At 72.3% G+C, this 17,499-nt stretch carries 14 protein-coding genes; 8 read left to right on the top strand and 6 right to left on the bottom strand.

What is annotated here, in order from left to right; translation table 11 throughout:
* Positions 1-10: 10 nt before the first annotated feature.
* Entirely contained in the window at positions 11-943 is a 933-nt protein-coding gene (locus V7793_RS07045; RefSeq protein ID WP_335582045.1) for a trypsin-like serine peptidase, read from the bottom strand.
* Between the two features lie 344 nt (positions 944-1,287).
* Here V7793_RS07045 and V7793_RS07040 point away from each other — a divergent pair, with 344 nt between their 5' ends.
* Positions 1,288-2,604: a M14 family metallopeptidase gene (locus tag V7793_RS07040; RefSeq protein ID WP_335582044.1), complete on the top strand. Its 1,317-nt coding sequence runs from the start codon at positions 1,288-1,290 to the stop codon at positions 2,602-2,604.
* An 86-nt stretch (positions 2,605-2,690) separates the two neighbouring features.
* Here the strand turns inward: V7793_RS07040 and V7793_RS07035 are convergent, their stop codons facing one another.
* The 4 genes from V7793_RS07035 to V7793_RS07020 all read right to left on the bottom strand — a co-directional run bounded on the left by V7793_RS07035 (position 2,691) and on the right by V7793_RS07020 (position 6,626).
* Positions 2,691-4,190 carry a GntP family permease gene (locus tag V7793_RS07035; protein WP_335582076.1) on the bottom strand — a complete coding sequence of 500 codons (1,500 nt, stop codon included), beginning with the start codon at positions 4,188-4,190 and terminating at the stop codon, positions 2,691-2,693.
* 63 nt (positions 4,191-4,253) lie between these two features.
* Positions 4,254-4,685 (bottom strand): RidA family protein, encoded by a 432-nt coding sequence (locus V7793_RS07030; protein WP_335582043.1) that lies wholly within the window; start codon positions 4,683-4,685, stop codon positions 4,254-4,256.
* Positions 4,686-4,692: 7 nt separating this feature from the next.
* Positions 4,693-5,454, bottom strand: a complete 762-nt coding sequence (locus tag V7793_RS07025; RefSeq protein WP_335582042.1) for an IclR family transcriptional regulator — start codon at positions 5,452-5,454, stop codon at positions 4,693-4,695.
* The gene (locus V7793_RS07020; RefSeq protein WP_443057860.1) at positions 5,451-6,626 is read right to left on the bottom strand and encodes a sugar kinase; all 1,176 of its coding nucleotides are present in this window, start codon (positions 6,624-6,626) and stop codon (positions 5,451-5,453) included. Before V7793_RS07020 ends, V7793_RS07025 begins: the two co-directional genes overlap by 4 nt.
* A 301-nt stretch (positions 6,627-6,927) precedes the next feature.
* Here V7793_RS07020 and V7793_RS07015 point away from each other — a divergent pair, with 301 nt between their 5' ends.
* The 4 genes from V7793_RS07015 (at position 6,928) to V7793_RS07000 (ending at position 12,131) form a co-directional block, all read left to right on the top strand.
* A complete protein-coding gene (locus V7793_RS07015; RefSeq protein WP_335582040.1) occupies positions 6,928-8,217 on the top strand; it encodes an alanine racemase in 1,290 nt (429 codons plus the stop codon).
* Between the two features lie 477 nt (positions 8,218-8,694).
* Entirely contained in the window at positions 8,695-10,314 is a 1,620-nt protein-coding gene (locus tag V7793_RS07010; protein WP_335582039.1) for an N-acyl-D-amino-acid deacylase family protein, read from the top strand.
* Between the two features lie 76 nt (positions 10,315-10,390).
* The gene (locus V7793_RS07005) at positions 10,391-11,602 is read left to right on the top strand and encodes a pyridoxal phosphate-dependent aminotransferase (protein WP_335582038.1); all 1,212 of its coding nucleotides are present in this window, start codon (positions 10,391-10,393) and stop codon (positions 11,600-11,602) included.
* A 109-nt stretch (positions 11,603-11,711) separates the two neighbouring features.
* On the top strand, positions 11,712-12,131 hold the full coding sequence (locus V7793_RS07000; RefSeq protein WP_335582037.1) for an SCO4983 family protein: 420 nt from the start codon (positions 11,712-11,714) through the stop codon (positions 12,129-12,131).
* A gap of 49 nt (positions 12,132-12,180) precedes the next feature.
* Here the strand turns inward: V7793_RS07000 and V7793_RS06995 are convergent, their stop codons facing one another.
* Positions 12,181-14,010, bottom strand: a complete 1,830-nt coding sequence (locus V7793_RS06995) for a phosphoenolpyruvate carboxykinase (GTP) (RefSeq protein ID WP_335582036.1) — start codon at positions 14,008-14,010, stop codon at positions 12,181-12,183.
* 265 nt (positions 14,011-14,275) lie between these two features.
* On the opposite strand from V7793_RS06995, the gene trhA reads away from it, so the two are divergent.
* From trhA to V7793_RS06980, 3 genes are all read left to right on the top strand, one after another.
* A complete protein-coding gene (gene trhA, locus V7793_RS06990) occupies positions 14,276-15,034 on the top strand; it encodes a PAQR family membrane homeostasis protein TrhA (protein WP_335582035.1) in 759 nt (252 codons plus the stop codon).
* A 161-nt stretch (positions 15,035-15,195) separates the two neighbouring features.
* Positions 15,196-16,755, top strand: coding sequence for an MFS transporter (locus V7793_RS06985; RefSeq protein WP_335582034.1), 1,560 nt, complete (start codon positions 15,196-15,198; stop codon positions 16,753-16,755).
* A 10-nt stretch (positions 16,756-16,765) separates the two neighbouring features.
* Positions 16,766-17,389, top strand: coding sequence for a TetR/AcrR family transcriptional regulator (locus tag V7793_RS06980; protein WP_335582033.1), 624 nt, complete (start codon positions 16,766-16,768; stop codon positions 17,387-17,389).
* Positions 17,390-17,499 lie beyond the last annotated feature (110 nt).

Raw genomic sequence — 17,499 nt, 5'->3', positions numbered from 1 at the left:
CGATCAGCGATCAAGGCTTCGGCAGCGCACAGCCCGGCAGGCTCAGGTCCACCTTGTTCCCCACCTTGATGCACTTGGCGATGCCGTACGTCTCCTGCGCGTAGTTGATGCCCTTCCGCACGGTGACCTGGCCGTTCTCGTCGACCTCGCACGGGTTGTTCATCGTGCAGCGCTCGCCGCTCTCGTTGCCCGTGTTGTTGATGGCGACGACCTTCCCGGTGTTCGCGTCGATCACCGGCGAGCCGGACGTGCCGCCTATCGTGTTGCACGACGGGGTGTAGCGGAGCGAGTCCTTCCAGGTCCAGTCGCTCTCGCGCAGGCGGTAGACGAAGCCGTCGACGTTGCAGCTGTAGATCCGCTTCCAGAAGCCGGAGACGACCTTGATCGGCGTACCGCTCACCGGGTGGTCCGCCGACAGGCCGAGCGCGTTGATCCCGTAGCGCTGCTTGATCTGGGCATATGTTGTGTTCAGCTCGTACAGCGTGACGTCCGTGTCGGTCATCGTGGCGTACGAGATCTTGGTCGCGCGCAGCGTGGCGACCTTGTTCGCGCTGGAGTCGAGCAGGCTGAACGTGCGGGTGGACGGCTTGTCGGTGACGACGACGCCCGGGCCCGGCATGCCGGTCTCCAGGCAGTGTCCGTTGGTCATGACGAGGCCGGGGTCGTTGTCGGACGAGCTCGGCAGGCGGATCAGGGAGCCGGAGCAGTTGCTGAGCGCCACGGTGCCGGCGAAGTCGACCGCCTTGTGTCCGCCCTTGGCGGACGCGTCCGCGTTCGCGCCCGCGGCCGCAGTCGTAGCCGAAACCGCAGCCGAAGCCGTGGCCGAAGCCGAGGCCGCTCCCCCGTCCGGGGAAACGGCGGCGGCGGTTCCGGCGCCGGCCATGGTCGCCCCGGCGAGGAGGAGGGTGGTGGTGGTGAGCGCGCCGACGAGAGGTCTTCTCATGGGGGGTGGTTCCTCTCTGAGACGGATCCGGGCCGCCCGGGCCGGATCCGGGCCGAAGTTCCGTTCGGTTTTGACGTGTGCATTGTTGGTGCCCCTGAGGGCGCGCGCAATCAACCGGTCGCAAGTGAAAGGGAAGTTGGCCTGAATCTCCCGTTCGGACGCGTTGACCAGTTCATGTCATCCTCCGACACTGACCACGCGCCCCCGGGCACTACCCGCACCCTACGCACACCCCGCACAACCCGCACGCCATGCACCATCCGCGGGCGACGCACCGTCCGCGGCCCCCGTACCCCCCGCACACCCCCCACCCGTCGCACTACCGGAACCCCCCAGGAGACCGCATGCGACCCCGCTCGCACGGCAGATGGGCCACCGCCCTCGCTGCCGTGCTCACCCTGGCCCTGGCCGTCCCCGCCGCCTCGCGGGACACGGACGGGAAGACCACCGACGGAAGGTCCCGGGCGTACGAGGTCACCGGCCCTCGTACCGCCGCCCAGCGCACCGCCGTGGCCGCGACCGGCGCCGCCATCGACGCCGTGCGGCACGGCTCGGTCGTGATCACCGCGGACGACGCCCAGGCCGAGCGCATCCGCCGGATGGGCTACAAGGTCAGCCGGCTGCCCGGGCCGCCGGACCGCACGGAGGGCCGCTCCCCCGAGCCGTACGACTTCCCGCCCGCCGACGCCGGGTTCCACAACTACCGCGAGGCGATGGCGGAGATCGACGCCGGCGTCGCCAAGTACCCGTCGATCATGAGCAGGAAAGTCATCGGCAAGTCGTACGAGGGCCGCGAGATCGTCGCCGTGAAGATCAGCGACAACGTGGCCGCCGACGAGGACGAACCCGAGGTCCTCTTCACCGCGCACCAGCACGCGCGCGAGCACCTCACCGTCGAGATGGCCCTCTACCTGATCAAGGAGTTCGGCTCCAAGTACGGCAGCGACCCGCGGACCACCAAGGCGGTCGACAGCCGCGAGATCTGGATCGTCCCCGACGTCAACCCCGACGGCGGCGAATACGACATCGCCACCGGCTCGTACCGCAGCTGGCGCAAGAACCGCCAGCCCAACGCGGCGTCCAGCAGCCGCGGGACCGACCTCAACCGCAACTGGAACTTCAAGTGGGGCTGCTGCAACGGCTCCTCCGGCAGCACCGGCTCCGAGACCTACCGCGGCTCGGCCCCCGAGTCCGCGCCCGAGGTGAAGGTCGTCGCCGACTTCGTGCGCAGCCGGATCGTCGGCGGCAAGCAGCAGATCAAGGCCGGGATCGACTTCCACACGTACAGCGAGCTGGTGCTGTGGCCGTTCGGCTACACGTACAACGACACCGGCCCGGGCATGACCCAGGACGAGCACGACGTCTACGCGACCCTCGGCAAGTCCATGGCCGCCAGCAACGGCTACACGCCCGAGCAGTCCAGCGACCTCTACGTCACCGACGGGACGATCGACGACTGGCTCTGGGGCGACCAGCGGATCTTCTCGTACACCTTCGAGATGTATCCGAACGAGAGCGGGGCGGGCGGCGGCTTCTACCCGCCCGACGAGGTCATCGACCGCGAGACCGCGCGCAACCGCGACGCGGTGCTGCAGCTGCTGGAGGCGTCGGACTGCATGTACCGGGTCATCGGCAAGGAGGCGCAGTACTGCAAGCAGTAGCCCGCGGTACGAGACTGCAGGCAGCAAGCAGTGGCCGCCGCACGAGCGGCCCCGCCGGGCCGGCCGGAGAGGCCCGCGGGGCCGCGTCACGGAATCACGACGCTCAGCGCCCCCGCCACCGCGAACCCCGCCACCGACAGCACCGACTCCAGCACCGTCCACGACTTCAGCGTCTCCCGCTCCGGTATGCCGAAGTACTTGGCCACCATCCAGAAGCCGCCGTCGTTGACGTGCGAGGCGAAGATCGAGCCCGCCGACACCGCCACGATGAGCAGCGCCAGGTGGGCCTGGGAGGAGGAGGTGCTGCCGGAGAGGAGCGGGGCGACGATGCCCGCCGTCGTCACGATCGCGACCGTCGCCGAGCCCTGTGCCACCCGCAGCGCGACCGCGAGCAGCCAGGCCAGGACGATGACCGGCAGCCCCGCGCCGTCGAACGTGCCGGCCAGGGCCCGGGCCACCCCGCTGCTCTTGAGGACCGCGCCGAAGATCCCGCCCGCGCCGACGACGAGGAGGATGTTGCCCACCGGCTTCAGCGACGCGGTCGAGACGGCCTCCAGCGACGCGCGGGACCAGCCGCGCCGCAGGCCCAGCAGCCAGTACGCCAGGAGCAGGGCGATGGTCAGCGCGACGAAGGGGTGGCCGAAGAACTCCACCACCGAGCGGGCCGTGCTCGGCGCGAACGCCACGGAGGAGAACGTCGCGAGGAGGATGAGGAGCAGGGGCGTGCCGATGACGGCTAGCAGAGTGCCGAGCGCGACCGGCTTCTCCGGCTCGGCCCGTCCCCCGGGCTCGGCCTGTTCCCCGGATTCCCCGGACGCGGGGCTCTGCGCGGTCACCGCCCGCTTCGCCTCCTCCGCCGCCTCGGCCATGTCGGCCGGTACGGGGACGAAGACGCGGCGACCGATCCACGCCGCGTACCCCCACGCCGCCAGGACCGCCGGCACGCCCGCCGCGGCGCCCATGAGGATCACCCAGCCGAGGTCCACGTGCAGCAGCCCGGCCGCGGCCACCGGGCCCGGGTGGGGCGGCAGGAACGCGTGGGTCATGGAGAGCCCGGCCAGCAGCGGCAGCGCGTACAGCAGAATCGATTTCCCGCTGCGCCTCGCGGCCGCGTACACGATCGGCGCGAGGACGAAGATGCCCACGTCAAAGAAGACCGGGATGCCGAAGAGCACCCCGGTCACCCCCATCGCGAGGGGCGCGCGCCGCTCGCCGAAGAGGGCGAGCAGCCGCGCGGAGAGGGCCTCCGCGCCGCCGGAGACCTCCAGGACCGAGCCGAGCATCGTGCCGAGCCCGATGATGACGGCGATGTGGCCGAGGGTGCCGCCCATGCCCGCTTCGACGAGCGGGACGGCGCCGGACTTCTGGACCGTGCCGAAGAGTTCCGTCACGGACAGCCCGGCACCGAGGCCGACGGCGACCGAGACGGCCAGCAGGGCCACGAACGGCTGCAGCCTGACCTTGATGATCAGGAACAGGAGCAGGGCGATGCCGAGGGCCGCGACGGTCAGCAGACCGGCGGTGCCGGGTACGAGGGCCGGAAGCCCTCCCGTGCGGCCCTCGGCCGCGTACGTGACGGACGTGATCGGCGTAACGGCTATGACGGATGTGACGGACACGGCGAGCACCCCCCGGCCCCGGTACGGCCGTCAGCCGAGCACGGCGAGCGCGTCGATCTCGATGAGCAGGCCGGCGGGGAGGCCGACGTAGACGGTCGTACGGGCCGCCGGGACGGACTTCAGGTCGGCGAAGTACTCGTTGTAGATCGCGTTCATCTCCGCGAAGTGGGCGGTGTCCGTGAGGTAGATCCGCATCATGATCACGTCCTCCCAGGTCGCGCCGCCCTCCTCCAGGACGGCCTTGACGTTGGCGAGGGTCTGCAGGGTCTGCTCGCGCAGGGTGTCCCCGGCGGGTGTCGGGGGCTGCCCCTCCACCGCCGGCAGGAAGCCCACCTGCCCGGCGACCTGCAGGATGTTGCCCTTCTTCACCCCGTGCGAGAACTTCGCGGGCGGGGTGGTGTGGGTGGCCGGCGTGATGGCGATCTTCTCGATCTTCTCGGTGTTCTCGGTGTTCTCGGTCATGGCGTCACTACTTCCTCATGGGTGGCGGTGTGGTGCCGGAGTACTCCGCACTGACGGCTTCCGCGGTGCGGCGCAGCAGCGGGAGGAGTTCGAGGAGCTCGCCCGTGCCGACGACCACGTTGGGCGCGGAGATCGAGCAGGCGGCGACGACGCGCCCGTCGGTGCCGCGGACCGGTGCGCCGACGCAGTTGATGGACTCCTCGTGGCCGCCGAAGTCGGTGGCCCAGCCCTGCTCGCGCACGGTCGCGAGCTCCTTGAGGAAGGCGGCGGCGTCCGGCGTCGAACGGGCCGTGTAGGCGGGGTAGTCGAGGCGTTCGGCGACGGCGCGGCGCTCGGGCTCGGGCAGGTCGGCGAGGAGCAGCTTGGCGACGGCGGCGACGGTGATCGCGACGGGCTTGCCGATGCGCGAGTACATCCGTACGGGGTAGCGGCTCTCGACCTTGTCGATGTAGAGGACCTCGCCGTCCTCGTACACGGCGAGGTGCACGGTGTGCCCGCACCGCTCGTTGAGCGCGACGAGGTGCGGGTGGGCGATCTCGCGGACGTCGAGGTTCTCGGCGGCCTGCTGGGCGAGGGCGAACAGGCGGGTGCCGAGGCGGTAGCGCTGGTCCTGCTGCCGGTAGACCATGCCGTGCTCATGGAGGGTGCGCAGCAGGCGCAGCGCGGTCGACTTGTGGACGTCGAGGCGGGCCGCCACCTGCTCCAGGTTGGCCGGCCCCTCGGCGAGCAGCGGCAGGATCCGCAGGGCGCGGTCGACGGTCTGGCTCATGTGCGTTCCTTCGCGGCGGCGGGCCCGGGGTCGGTACCCCCGGTGGATTCGGTGGGGTCGGTGGGTGCAGTGGTGGCCTCCGTCCAGCCCGGGCCGAGACGCAGCCGCCCCCACCCCTCGGCGCCGAGGGCCGCGAGCCGGTCGGCGAGGTCGCGCCGGGGCGGGGCGGCGAGGTCGCCCGGGGAGGTCAGCGCGGCGGCGGCCACGAGGTGCCCGTGGCGCAGCCGCCGTTCGACGGGCAGCCCGCGCAGCGTGCCGGAGAGGAAACCGGCGGCGAACGCGTCCCCGGCGCCGACGGGCGCGACGACGTCGACGGAAAGGGCGGGAACGAAGACGACTGCGTCGGCGTCGGCGTCGACATCGGCGTCGGTGTCGGTGTCGGGAGCGCCGGCGGCGCCGCCGCGCACGTACGCCGTCGCCCCCACGGCCCCCTGTTTGACGACGAGGACCCGCGGCTCGGGCAGCGCGGCCCGTATCGCCGCCGCGCCGCGGACGCCCCAGGCCGCCTCCGCCTCGTCCTCACCGACGAAGACGAGGTCGCAGCGGCGGGCGAGGTCGGCCAGGACGGCAGGTCCGTCGGAGGCATCACGCCCTACGGCGGCGCCCCGCCACAACGCCACGCGGTAATTGACGTCGAAGGAGACGAGGGGGCGGCCGGGGCGCTGCTCGGTGAGGTCGCGCACGAGGGCGAGGCAGCCGGCGGAGAGCGCGGCGGTGATGCCGGTGAGGTGCAGGACGCGGCCGGACCACGCGGTCGCGCGGCGGACGAGGGCCGGCGACATGGCGGAGGCGGCGGACCCGGCGCGGTAGTAGAGGACTTCGGAGAGGGGGGCGGAGGCGGGTGCGGGAAGCCTCGGCCCGGAAAGAACCGCCTCAGGACGTCCCTGCCCGGGAAGCCCCACGCCCCGCTCCCCCGCCGTGCGGAAGTACACGCCCGTGGGCCGCCCGGCATCCCGCTGGACCGCCGATACGTCCACGCCGTACGCGGCGATCGCCGCCACCAGGTGGTCACCGAAGGCGTCCGCGCCGACCCGGCTCACCCACTTCGCCCGGTGCCCGGCGGCGGCCAGTGCGCAGGCGACGTTGGACTCCGCTCCCCCGATGCCCCGGTCGAAGGAGGCGACCCCGGCGAGGGGGCCCGGCTCCGGCCGCGCGGGACGGAAGGCGACCATCGACTCGCCGAGGCACACGACGTCGGCTGCGGTCACGGTCGGCCTCGCTCCCCGGTCCGGTGGTGTACGCGTCTTGTGCACACGTCTTGTGCACGCGCCTTGCGTACGCCTCTTCTGTACGGGTCCTGTCACGGTCGCTCTCAGGACGCGAGATGACCGTTGACCCCGTACTTGGCGGGATGTTAGACAGCAGCCAGCGCTCTACGCAATGAACGTTGCACAATGCGCAACAGAAGCGCAGCAGAACCCGACACACGACGTACGTCCGTACGACGTACACACGACTCCCCCGGGAGGCTCCATGGCCACCGCCGACGCGACCACCGACGCCGTCGCCCGCCTCGCGGACACCCGCGTCGACCACCGCTTCAAGGGCCTGCCCCCGGACGCCGAGGGCCTGACCGTCGGTGCGCTGGCCGCCCAGCGCCGCTCGCTGTTCACGGGCGGCTTCACCACGCCCGTGCTCGCCCTCTCGGCGGAGGCGCTCGACCACAACCTCGCCCTCATGGAGCGCTGGTCCACCGGCCACGGCCTGGCCTTCGCCCCGCACGGCAAGACCACCATGGCCCCGCAGCTGCTGGAGCGTCAGATCGCGCACGGCGCCTGGGGGATCACCGCCGCGACGGTCTCCCAGGTCCGCGTCTACCGCGCCTTCGGCATACACCGCGTCTTCCTCGCCAACGAGGTCGTGGACGCCGCCGCGCTGCGCTGGCTGGCCGCCGAGCTGGACGCCGACCCGGAGTTCCGCCTCTTCACCTACGTCGACTCCGTGCGCGGCGTCGAGCTGATGGACGCGGCGCTCCGCGAGGCCGGGGCCGCGCGCCCGCTCGACGTCGTCGTCGAGCTGGGTGCGGCCGGCGGCCGCACGGGCGCCCGCACCGAGGCCGAGTGCACGGCCGTGGCCGACGCCGTGGCCGCCGTGAGCACCCTGCGGCTGGCGGGGGTCGGCGGGTACGAGGCGGAGATCCCGGGCGCCGACGGCGAACTCGTCGGCGCGTGGCTGCGCCGGCTGACCGCGCTGGCCGTCGAGTTCGACAAGGCGGGCCGGTTCGCCGGCGTGGAGCAGGTGGTCGTGAGCGCGGGCGGCAGCGCGTGGTTCGACGCGGTCGCGGAGGTCTTCGCGGAGCTGCCGGAGCTGTCGGTGCCCGTGCTGAAGCTGCTGCGGTCGGGGGCGTACGTCACCCACGACGACGTCGCGTACCGGAAGAAGACCCCCTTCAACCGGCACCCGGAGGAGGGCGAGCTCCGCCCCGCGTTCCGCCTCTGGGCCCAGGTCGTCTCCCGCCCGGAACCGGGCCGGGCCTACCTCAACGCGGGCAAGCGCGACGTCCCCTACGACCTGGACCTGCCGGTGGTGCGGGCGGTGCGCTCGGCACGGGACGGCTCGGTGCGGGGCGGTGAGGGCATGACCGTGATCGGGCTGGCCGACCAGCACGCGTTCGTGGAACTGGCGGAGGACGTGGAGCTGGAGGTCGGGGACTGGGTGGGGCTGGGCCTGTCGCACCCGTGCACGGCCTTCGACAAGTGGCAGCTGATCCCGCTCGCCACGGAGGCCGGCACGGTCACGGACTACGTCCGTACGTTCTTCTAGACCCGGTCCGCGCCGGGCCTGCCACCACGCACGGCACGGACCGCCGCGCAAGCCTGCCCGGGACCGCCGTCCACCGCGCCGACCGACCCGCACAGGCCCGCCCGGCACCGCCGGACTTCACCGTCGTGGCAGACCGCCGCCGCGGCGGGAGAGGGTGGCCCGGCCGCTTCGTACGCCCTGCCGCCGGGCAGGAACAACCGCCGCAACGGCGTGCAACGCCGCCGCACCGGCCGGCTGTGCCCGACCAGCGGTCACACCGGCTCGTCGGCGCCGCCGGACCGCAGCCTCCTGGCTGATCACCACCGCGGCGGGACGGACGGAGAGGCCCGGCCACTCCGTACGTCCTGCCGCCGGGCAGAAAGACCCGCCGCCGCGGCGACCGGCCACGACGGCGGCTCCGGCGGTGCCGGGCCGGCCGTCACGGCCGGCGGGCGCCGCCGGTCGTCCCCCACCGACTGCCGACGAAGGGACCCGCTCATGGACACCGTCTTCCGCAACGTGCGCGTCATCGACGGGTCCGGCGGGCCCTCCTACCGGGCCGACGTCGGGCTGGCCGGCGGGCGGATCGCCGAGATCCGGGGGCCGGGCGAGGGGCCCCGCCCCACCGCCCGCCGCGTCGTCGACGCCGCGGGCCTCGCGCTCTCCCCCGGCTTCATCGACATGCACGCCCACAGCGACCTGGCCCTCCTCCGCGACCCCGCCCACGAGCCGAAGGCCGCGCAGGGCGTGACCTTGGAGGTCATCGGCCAGGACGGGCTGTCGTACGCGCCCGTCGACGACCGTACGCTCGCCGGGGTCCGCGCCCAGATCACCGGCTGGAACGGTGACGGTTCGGACGTCGGCTTCTCCTGGCGCACCGTCGGCGAGTACCTGGACCGCCTCGACCACGGCTTCGCCGGCGAGGGGATCGCGGTCAACGCCGCCTACCTCCTCCCCCAGGGGACCGTCCGCGCGCTCGCCGTCGGCTGGGAGGACCGGCCCGCCACGGCTGCCGAGCTCGGCCGCATGAAACGGCTCGTCGCCGAGGGGCTGGAGCAGGGCGCGGTGGGGCTGTCGTCCGGGCTGACGTACACGCCCGGCATGTACGCCGGCGACGCCGAGCTGACGGAGCTCTGCCGCGTCGTCGCCTCGTACGGCGGCTACTACTGCCCGCACCACCGCTCGTACGGCGCGGGCGCCCTCGCCGCGTACGAGGAGATGATCGCCGTCAGCCGGGCCGCCGGCTGCGCCCTGCACCTGGCCCACGCCACCATGAACTTCGGGGTGAACGAGGGCCGCGCCCCCGAGCTGCTGGCCCTGCTCGACTCCGCGCTCGCCGCGGGCGCGGACATCTCGCTCGACACCTACCCCTACACCCCCGGCTGCACCACGCTCGTCGCGATGCTGCCCAGTTGGGCGGGCGAGGGCGGCCCGGAGGCGGTGCTGGCGCGTCTGCGCGACGACGCGACGGCCGGGCGCATCCGGTACGCGATGGAGGTGGAGGGCGCGGACGGCTGCCACGGGGTGCCCATCGACTGGGACGCGATCGAGATCTCGGGCGTCTCCGACCCGGCCCTCGCCGCGGCGCACGTCGGGCGGACGGTGGCGGGCGCCGCCCGCGAGCGCGGCGAGGAGCCGTGGACGACCGCGCGCCGGCTGCTGGTCGCGGACCGGCTGGGGCCGACGATCCTGCAGCACGTGGGCCACGAGGAGAACGTCCGCACGATCATGCGGCACCGCGTGCACACCGGCGGCAGCGACGGCATCCTGCACGGCGCCAAGCCGCACCCGCGGGCGTACGGCACGTTTCCGCACTACCTGGGCCGGTACGCGCGGGAGCTCGGCGTGCTCTCCCTGGAGGAGTGCGTGGCGCATCTCACGTCGCGCCCCGCGGCGCGTCTGAGGCTGCCCGACCGGGGTCTCGTGCGCGTCGGGCACCGCGCCGATCTCGTCCTCTTCGATCCGGAGACGGTGGCCGCCGGTGCCACTTTCGAAGCCCCTCGGACCCTTCCGACCGGTATTCCTTATGTCCTGATTGCGGGACGCTTTGTGATGGAAGACGGGCGGCGGACGGACGTCCTGGCCGGCCGGACCGTCCGGCGCACCGCGGCGGCGTGATCGGCCGCTTCGCGGCGGCTCCGGCCGGGCCGGAAACGGCGAGCACGCCGTCCGGAGCCCCCGTATGGTGGCCGTCATGCAGGTGATCCAGTCAACGAAGCTCGCCAACGTCTGCTACGAAATCCGTGGCCCGGTGCTCGAGGAGGCCATGCGGCTGGAGGCGGCAGGTCACCGCATCCTCAAGCTCAACACCGGCAACCCCGCGATCTTCGGGTTCGAGTGCCCGCCGGAGATCCTCGAGGACATGCTGCGCAACGTGGGCGACGCCCACGGCTACGGCGACGCCAAGGGCCTGCTCCCGGCCCGCCGCGCGGTGGTGCAGCACTACGAGACCAAGGGCGTCGAGCTGTCCGTCGAGGACGTCTACCTCGGCAACGGCGTCTCGGAGCTGATCCAGATGTCGATGCAGGCCCTGCTCGACGACGGCGACGAGGTCCTCGTACCGGCCCCGGACTACCCGCTGTGGACGGCCTCGGTCTCCCTGGCCGGCGGCACCGCCGTGCACTACCGCTGCGACGAGCAGTCGGACTGGATGCCGGACCTGGCGGACATCGAGCGCAAGATCACCGACCGCACCAAGGCCCTCGTCATCATCAACCCGAACAACCCCACGGGTGCGGTCTACGACGACGAGATGCTGCGCGGCCTCACCGAGATCGCCCGCCGCCACAACCTGATCGTCTGCTCGGACGAGATCTACGACAAGATCCTTTACGACGGCGTCACCCATACCCCCACCGCGGCCATCGCCCCGGACCTGCTGACGCTCACCTTCAACGGCCTGTCCAAGGCCTACCGGGTGGCCGGCTACCGCAGCGGCTGGATGGCGGTCTGCGGCCCCAAGGCCCACGCCGAGAGCTATATCGAGGGCCTGACGATCCTGGCGAACATGCGCCTGTGCGCCAACATGCCCGCCCAGTACGCGGTGGCCACGGCCCTCGGCGGCCGGCAGACGATCAACGACCTGGTGCTGCCCGGCGGCCGGCTGCTGGAGCAGCGCGACGTCGCGCACGAGCTGCTGACGCAGATCCCGGGCGTGACATGCGTGAAGCCGAAGGGCGCCCTGTACGCCTTCCCGCGGCTGGACCCCAAGGTCTACAAGATCAAGGACGACCGGCAGATGGTGCTGGACCTGCTCCGCGCCGAGAAGATCATGGTCGTGCACGGCACGGGCTTCAACTGGCCGGAGCCGGACCACTTCCGTCTGGTCACCCTGCCGAACGCCACGGACCTTGCGGACGCGGTGACGCGGATCGGGAACTTCCTGGACGGTTACGGGCAGCCGTAGCAGCCATAGCAGCCGTGACCGGTCGGCGGACCGGTTATCTATAGAGAAGACAACTTTAGACGCCGTCTAAGTTAGGATGGCCTTCTGAGGCATTCCCAGGAGGCCATCCATGTACGAGCCGATCCGGACGCAATCGGTCCACAGCCTCGCCGCACAGCGCTGGGGCAAGCGCGTCCTGCACCGTTCCCGCGAGGAGGAGCTGGACATCCGGCTCGCGGGGCATCTCACCGCGCTGCTGACCGTGACCGACGAGCTGCGCGCCCTCACGCCGTCCGGCCCGCTGGACGACGCCGCCGACCGTCTCACCGACGGCATCACCCGCATGAGCGGCACCACCCCGCTCCGGGCCGCCCCGTCGGCGGGCCACCCCGTCCCCGCCCGCGTCAACGCCCTCCACCAGCGCGCCCACCAGCTGGCCGGCCAGGCCCTGGTCGTCGCCACGTCGGCCGGCGACGCGGCGGGCCGGGCCCTCGCGGCCGAGCGCCTGCGCGCTCACGCGACGGCGCTCGGCATCCCCGAAGAGGAGTAGTGACGCCCGCCCCGGGAGCCGGGGCGGGCGTCGCGCGCGACTCGGACCGTCAGCCCAGGCGCCGCACCAGCGCCCGGTACTCGTCCCACAGCTCCTTCGGCGTGTGGTCGCCGAAGGTGTTCAGGTGCTCGGGGATCAGCGCGGCCTCCTCGCGCCAGACCTCCTCGTCCACCGTCAGCAGCAGGTCCAGGTCCTCGTCCGAGATCCGCAGGCCTGCGGTGTCGAGCGCCTCGCGGGTCGGCAGGATGCCGATGGGGGTCTCGACGCCCTCGGCGCGGCCGTCGAGGCGGTCGACGATCCACTTCAGGACGCGGCTGTTGTCACCGAAGCCCGGCCACACGAACCGGCCTTCCGCGTCCTTGCGGAACCAGTTGACGTAGTAGATCTTCGGGAGCTTGGACTGGTCCTTGCCCTTGCCCACGTTGACCCAGTGGCCCATGTAGTCGCCCATGTTGTAGCCGCAGAAGGGCAGCATGGCGAAGGGGTCGCGGCGCAGCTCGCCGACCTTGCCCTCGGCGGCCGCGGTCTTCTCGGAGGCGACGTTGGCGCCGAGGAAGACGCCGTGCTGCCAGTCGAAGGACTCGGTCACCAGCGGGACGGCGGAGGCGCGGCGGCCGCCGAAGAGGATCGCGGAGATCGGCACGCCCTTGGGGTCCTCCCACTCGGGCGCGATGATCGGGCACTGCGAGGCCGGGACGGTGAAGCGGGCGTTGGGGTGGGCGGCCGGCGTGGACGAGGCCGGGGTCCAGTCGTTGCCCTTCCAGTCCGTCAGGTGGGCGGGCTGCTCCTCGGTCATCCCCTCCCACCACACGTCGCCGTCGTCGGTGAGGGCGACGTTGGTGAAGACGGAGTTGCCCCAGAGGGTCTTCATGGCGTTGGCGTTGGTGTGCTCGCCGGTGCCGGGGGCGACGCCGAAGAAGCCGGCCTCGGGGTTGATGGCGTAGAGACGGCCGTCCGCGCCGAAGCGCATCCAGGCGATGTCGTCGCCGATGGTCTCGACGGTCCAGCCGGAGACCGTGGGCTCCAGCATGGCGAGGTTGGTCTTGCCGCAGGCGGACGGGAAGGCCGCGGCGACGTACTTGGACTCGCCCTGCGGCGGGGTGAGCTTGAGGATGAGCATGTGCTCGGCGAGCCAGCCCTCGTCGCGGGCCATCACGGACGCGATGCGCAGGGCGTAGCACTTCTTGCCCAGCAGGGCGTTGCCGCCGTAGCCGGAGCCGTAGGACCAGATCTCGCGGTCCTCGGGGAAGTGCGAGATGTACTTGGTGGTGTTGCACGGCCACGGGACGTCGGCCTCGCCCTCGGCGAGCGGCGCGCCGAGGGTGTGGACGGCCTTGACGAAGAAGCCGTCGGTGCCGAGCTCGTCGAGGACGGCCTGGCCCATCCGGGTCATCGTGCGCATGGAGACGGCGACGTAGGCCGAGTCGGTGATCTCGACGCCGATCGCGGACAGCGGGGAGCCGACCGGGCCCATGCAGAAGGGCACGACGTACATCGTGCGGCCGCGCATGGAGCCGCGGAAGATGCCGCCCTGATCGTCCTTGCCCCGGAAGATCTCCCGCATCTCGGCGGGGGCCTTCCAGTGGTTGGTCGGGCCGGCGTCCTCCTCCTTCTCGGAGCAGATGAACGTGCGGTCCTCGACGCGCGCCACGTCACTGGGGTCGGAGGCGGCGTAGTACGAGTTGGGGCGCTTGACCGGGTCGAGCTTCCTGAAGGTGCCCTTGCGGACGAGCTCCTCGCTCAGGCGCTCGTACTCCGCCTCGGAACCGTCGCACCAGACCACGCGGTCCGGCTGGGTGAGGGCGGCGATCTCGTCGACCCAGGAGATCAGCTCCTGGTGCTGGGTGGGGGTGGTGGGAGCCGCATCACTGCGCGCCACGATCGCTCCGTCCCGCCGGAATCCACACTGGCCGGCGTAGATGTTGAGGGTTGACGGACTCGCCCGTTTCGCCCGCGAAGTCCGCTTCTATGGATGGATGCCCCTTGGGGGCTGCGACCCAGACGCTTCGTGACTGCTCATCCGGTGCCGCCCGCACTCATTTGATCATCCGACTCCGCCGACATTCTGTCCAGGGGGCGCCCCCGTGACCATCGCCACGCGATACTGATCCGTAACTTACGGTGGCGTAGGTAGCATGTCGGCCATGACTCCCGCGCCCGACGCAGCGCCTTCCGCGCTCCCCGCGCCCGCCGGCGCCGCGGCCGCAGCAGCCCTCCCCGCCGGGGCCGCACCCTCCGCCGCCGGCCTGTCCGCCGACCCGCCGGTCCCCGTGAAGCCACGCCTGCGCGGCTGGCTGCACGCGGGGATGTTCCCCGCCGTGCTGATCGCCGGCGTCTTCCTGACCGCCCTCGCCGACAGCACGCGCGGCCGGATCGCGTGCGCCGTCTACGTCCTGACCGCGGGGTCGCTGTTCGGCATCAGCGCCCTCTACCACCGGGGCGACTGGAGCCCGCGCGCCAACGCCGTCCTGCGCCGCCTCGACCACGCGAACATCTTTCTGATCATCGCCGGTACGTACACCCCGCTGACGATGCTGCTGATCCCGGGCGGCCGCGGACAAGTGCTGCTGTGGGCCGTCTGGGCGGCCGCCGCGGCGGGCATCGCCTTCCGCGTCTTCTGGGTCGGCGCCCCGCGCTGGCTCTACACCCCCTGCTACATCGCCATGGGCTGGGCCGCGGTCTTCTTCCTCCCGGACTTCCTGCGCAAGGGCGGCATCGCCGTCCTCGTCCTGGTGGTCGTCGGCGGGCTGCTCTACAGCGCCGGCGGCGTCATCTACGGGATCAAGCGGCCGAACCCCTCGCCGCGGTGGTTCGGCTTCCACGAGGTCTTCCACTCGCTCACGCTGGCGGCGTTCATCGTGCACTACGTCAGCATCTCCCTGGTGGCCTACACCCACGCCTGAGCCTGCCACCCCTTCCCCTCCTTCGCAGGACGGCCGCGACCGCAGAGGTCGCGGCCGTTTTTTCATGCCCGGGCCCCTTCGCCCGCCCCTCCCCCGATTGACAGTGTCAATCTTTTGAGAGTTACTGTCATTTGACTCCAACTCTCTTTCGGAGGTGTGCCATGAGCACCCGTCCCGACCCCCGCCGGTGGTGGGCCCTCGGCGCCCTGGTCGCCTGCATGCTCGTCCTCGGCTTCGACGGCACGATCCTGAACGTGGCCCTGCCGGAGATGGCGGCCCAACTGGGTGCCGACAGCGCCGAACAGACCTGGATCGCCGACTCCTACCTGATCGTCTTCGCCGCCCTGATGCTCCCCTCGGGCCTGCTCGGCGACCGCTTCGGCCGCCGCCGGATGCTCCTGGCCGGCCTCGGGATCTTCCTCGCCGGATCGCTCTTCGGCGCGTTCGTCACCAGCCCCGGGCTCGTCGTCGCCGCCCGCGTGGTCCTGGGCGCGGGCGGGGCGCTGATCATGCCGCTGGCCCTGTCCGTGCTGCCGTCGCTCTTCCCCGCCGAGGAGCGCTCCCGGGCGCTGGGCGCCGTCTCGTCCGCCTCCGCGCTGGGCCTGCCGCTCGGCCCGATCGTCGGCGGCTGGCTGCTGGACCACTTCTGGTGGGGGTCGGTCTTCCTCGTCAACGTCCCGCTCGTGGCCCTCGGCATCGCCGCGTGCCTCTTCCTGCTCCCCGAGACCAGGGACCCCGCGTCCCCGAAGGTGGACCTCCGCTCCACCGCTCTGACCGTCACCGGCCTGGCCGCCCTCGTCGCCGGCGTCAACGAGGGCCCGGCGCGCGGCTGGTCCTCGCCCCTCGTGCTCGGCGCGCTCGCCGCGGCCGTCCTCCTGCTCACCGCCCTGGTGCTGCGCGAGCGCCGCTCGGCCCGGCCCGTGCTGGACGTGACCCTGCTGCGCAACCGGGCGTTCCGCTGGAACACCCTGGCTGCGGCCCTGGTGACCTTCGCCCTCACCGGCCTGCTGTTCGTCGTCCCCCAGCACCTGCAGACCGTCCAGGGCCAGGACGCCTTCGGCACCGGGCTGCGGATGCTGCCGATGATGGGCGGGCTGCTGGTGGCCTCGCGCGCCGCCGGGCCCCTCGCCGAGCGCTTCGGCTCCCGCGTCGTCATCCCCGGCGCCCTGCTCGTGCTCGCCGCCGCCGCGCTGACCGGCAGCCGTACGGAGGCCGGCGACGGCTACGGCTTCACCGCGCTGTGGCTGACGCTCGCAGGCTTCGGGTTCGGCTTCGGGATCCTCCCGGCCATGGACGGCGCGCTCGGCGCCCTGCCGCGGGACCGGGCGGGCAGCGGCTCCGGACTGCTGATGACGCTGCGCCAGGTCGCGGGGGCCGTCGGCGTCGCGGTGCTCGGCAGCCTCATCGCCGGCTCGTTCGCCGCCCGCCTCGACACCGGCGGCCTGCCCCCCGCCGCGGCGGACGCCGCGGGCGACTCCGTGGTGGCCGCGCACCAGGTGGCCGCACGGCTCGGGGACGCGGCACTCGCCCGGTCGGCGGACGCCGCATTCGTCCACGGCATGGACCTCGCCCTGCTCGCCTGCGGCATCGCGGCGATCGCCGCCGCGGCCCTCACCGCCGCCTTCCTGCCCGGCAAGCCGGCCGGGTCCGGGGCCGCGCGACCCGCGGAGACGCGTCCCGCGGAGGCCCCGGAAGTGGTTCCGCGGAAGGCCGATGCCTGAGAATGCAGGCATGGCCTCCGCAGATACGCCTTCCGTCGCACAGGCCGGGCCCCGGCTCGGACTGCGCGAGCGGAAGAAGATCCAGACCCGTCAGGCGATCCGCCGCGCCGCCTACCGGCTCTTCGAGCAGCAGGGCTACGACGCGACGCCGGTCGACCGGATCGCGGAAGCCGCCGACGTCTCCCCCAGCACCGTCTTCCGGTACTTCCCCACCAAGGAGGACATCGTCCTCACGGACGAGTACGACCCGGTGCTGGAGACCGCGATCCGGGCCCGCCCGGCGCAGGAGCCCCCGGTCGAGGCCATCCGGCAGGGCGTCCTCGACTCGATGCAGCGCATCATCGACCACGACCTCACCGAGCTCCGCCAGCGCACCCGGCTCATGCGCGAGGTGCCCGCCCTGCGCGCCCGGGCGGCCGAGGGCATGACGGAGTCGGCGCACATGCTCTACACCGTCCTGGCCGAGCGCACCGGGCGCCCGGCCGACGACATCGAGCTGCGCATCGTCGTCAGCGCGGTCTTCGCCGCGATGAACGAGGCCCTCATGTGCTGGGTCGAGCAGGGCCAGACGGGTGACCTCATCGCGCTCATCGGGCAGGCGCTGGACGTCCTGGCGCGGGGCCTGACGCTCTGACGCCCACCCCCTGACGCCGGGCCGGCCGGGCTCAGCGCAGGCTCTCCGCCAGCGCCTCCGGATCCGTCGTCGGCGCGTCACAGGTGAACCCGCGGCACACGTACGCCACC

The sequence above is a fragment of the Streptomyces sp. KLMMK genome, from assembly GCF_036961605.1.
Lineage (GTDB): Bacteria > Actinomycetota > Actinomycetes > Streptomycetales > Streptomycetaceae > Streptomyces > Streptomyces telluris.
The sequence above is the reverse complement of the archived record's forward strand: the minus strand, read 5'-3'. Positions and strand labels throughout refer to the sequence as shown.

Coding starts and splice junctions, on each gene's coding strand:
- trhA (WP_335582035.1), top strand. CDS start 14,276: ATGACTCCCGCGCCCGACGCAGCGCCTTCCGCGCTCCCCGCGCCCGCC.
- V7793_RS07030 (WP_335582043.1), bottom strand. CDS start 4,685: ATGACCGAGAACACCGAGAACACCGAGAAGATCGAGAAGATCGCCATC.
- V7793_RS06985 (WP_335582034.1), top strand. CDS start 15,196: ATGAGCACCCGTCCCGACCCCCGCCGGTGGTGGGCCCTCGGCGCCCTG.
- V7793_RS07045 (WP_335582045.1), bottom strand. CDS start 943: ATGAGAAGACCTCTCGTCGGCGCGCTCACCACCACCACCCTCCTCCTC.
- V7793_RS07010 (WP_335582039.1), top strand. CDS start 8,695: ATGGACACCGTCTTCCGCAACGTGCGCGTCATCGACGGGTCCGGCGGG.
- V7793_RS07015 (WP_335582040.1), top strand. CDS start 6,928: ATGGCCACCGCCGACGCGACCACCGACGCCGTCGCCCGCCTCGCGGAC.
- V7793_RS07005 (WP_335582038.1), top strand. CDS start 10,391: ATGCAGGTGATCCAGTCAACGAAGCTCGCCAACGTCTGCTACGAAATC.
- V7793_RS07020 (WP_443057860.1), bottom strand. CDS start 6,626: ATGGTCGCCTTCCGTCCCGCGCGGCCGGAGCCGGGCCCCCTCGCCGGG.
- V7793_RS07025 (WP_335582042.1), bottom strand. CDS start 5,454: ATGAGCCAGACCGTCGACCGCGCCCTGCGGATCCTGCCGCTGCTCGCC.
- V7793_RS07000 (WP_335582037.1), top strand. CDS start 11,712: ATGTACGAGCCGATCCGGACGCAATCGGTCCACAGCCTCGCCGCACAG.
- V7793_RS07040 (WP_335582044.1), top strand. CDS start 1,288: ATGCGACCCCGCTCGCACGGCAGATGGGCCACCGCCCTCGCTGCCGTG.
- V7793_RS06980 (WP_335582033.1), top strand. CDS start 16,766: ATGGCCTCCGCAGATACGCCTTCCGTCGCACAGGCCGGGCCCCGGCTC.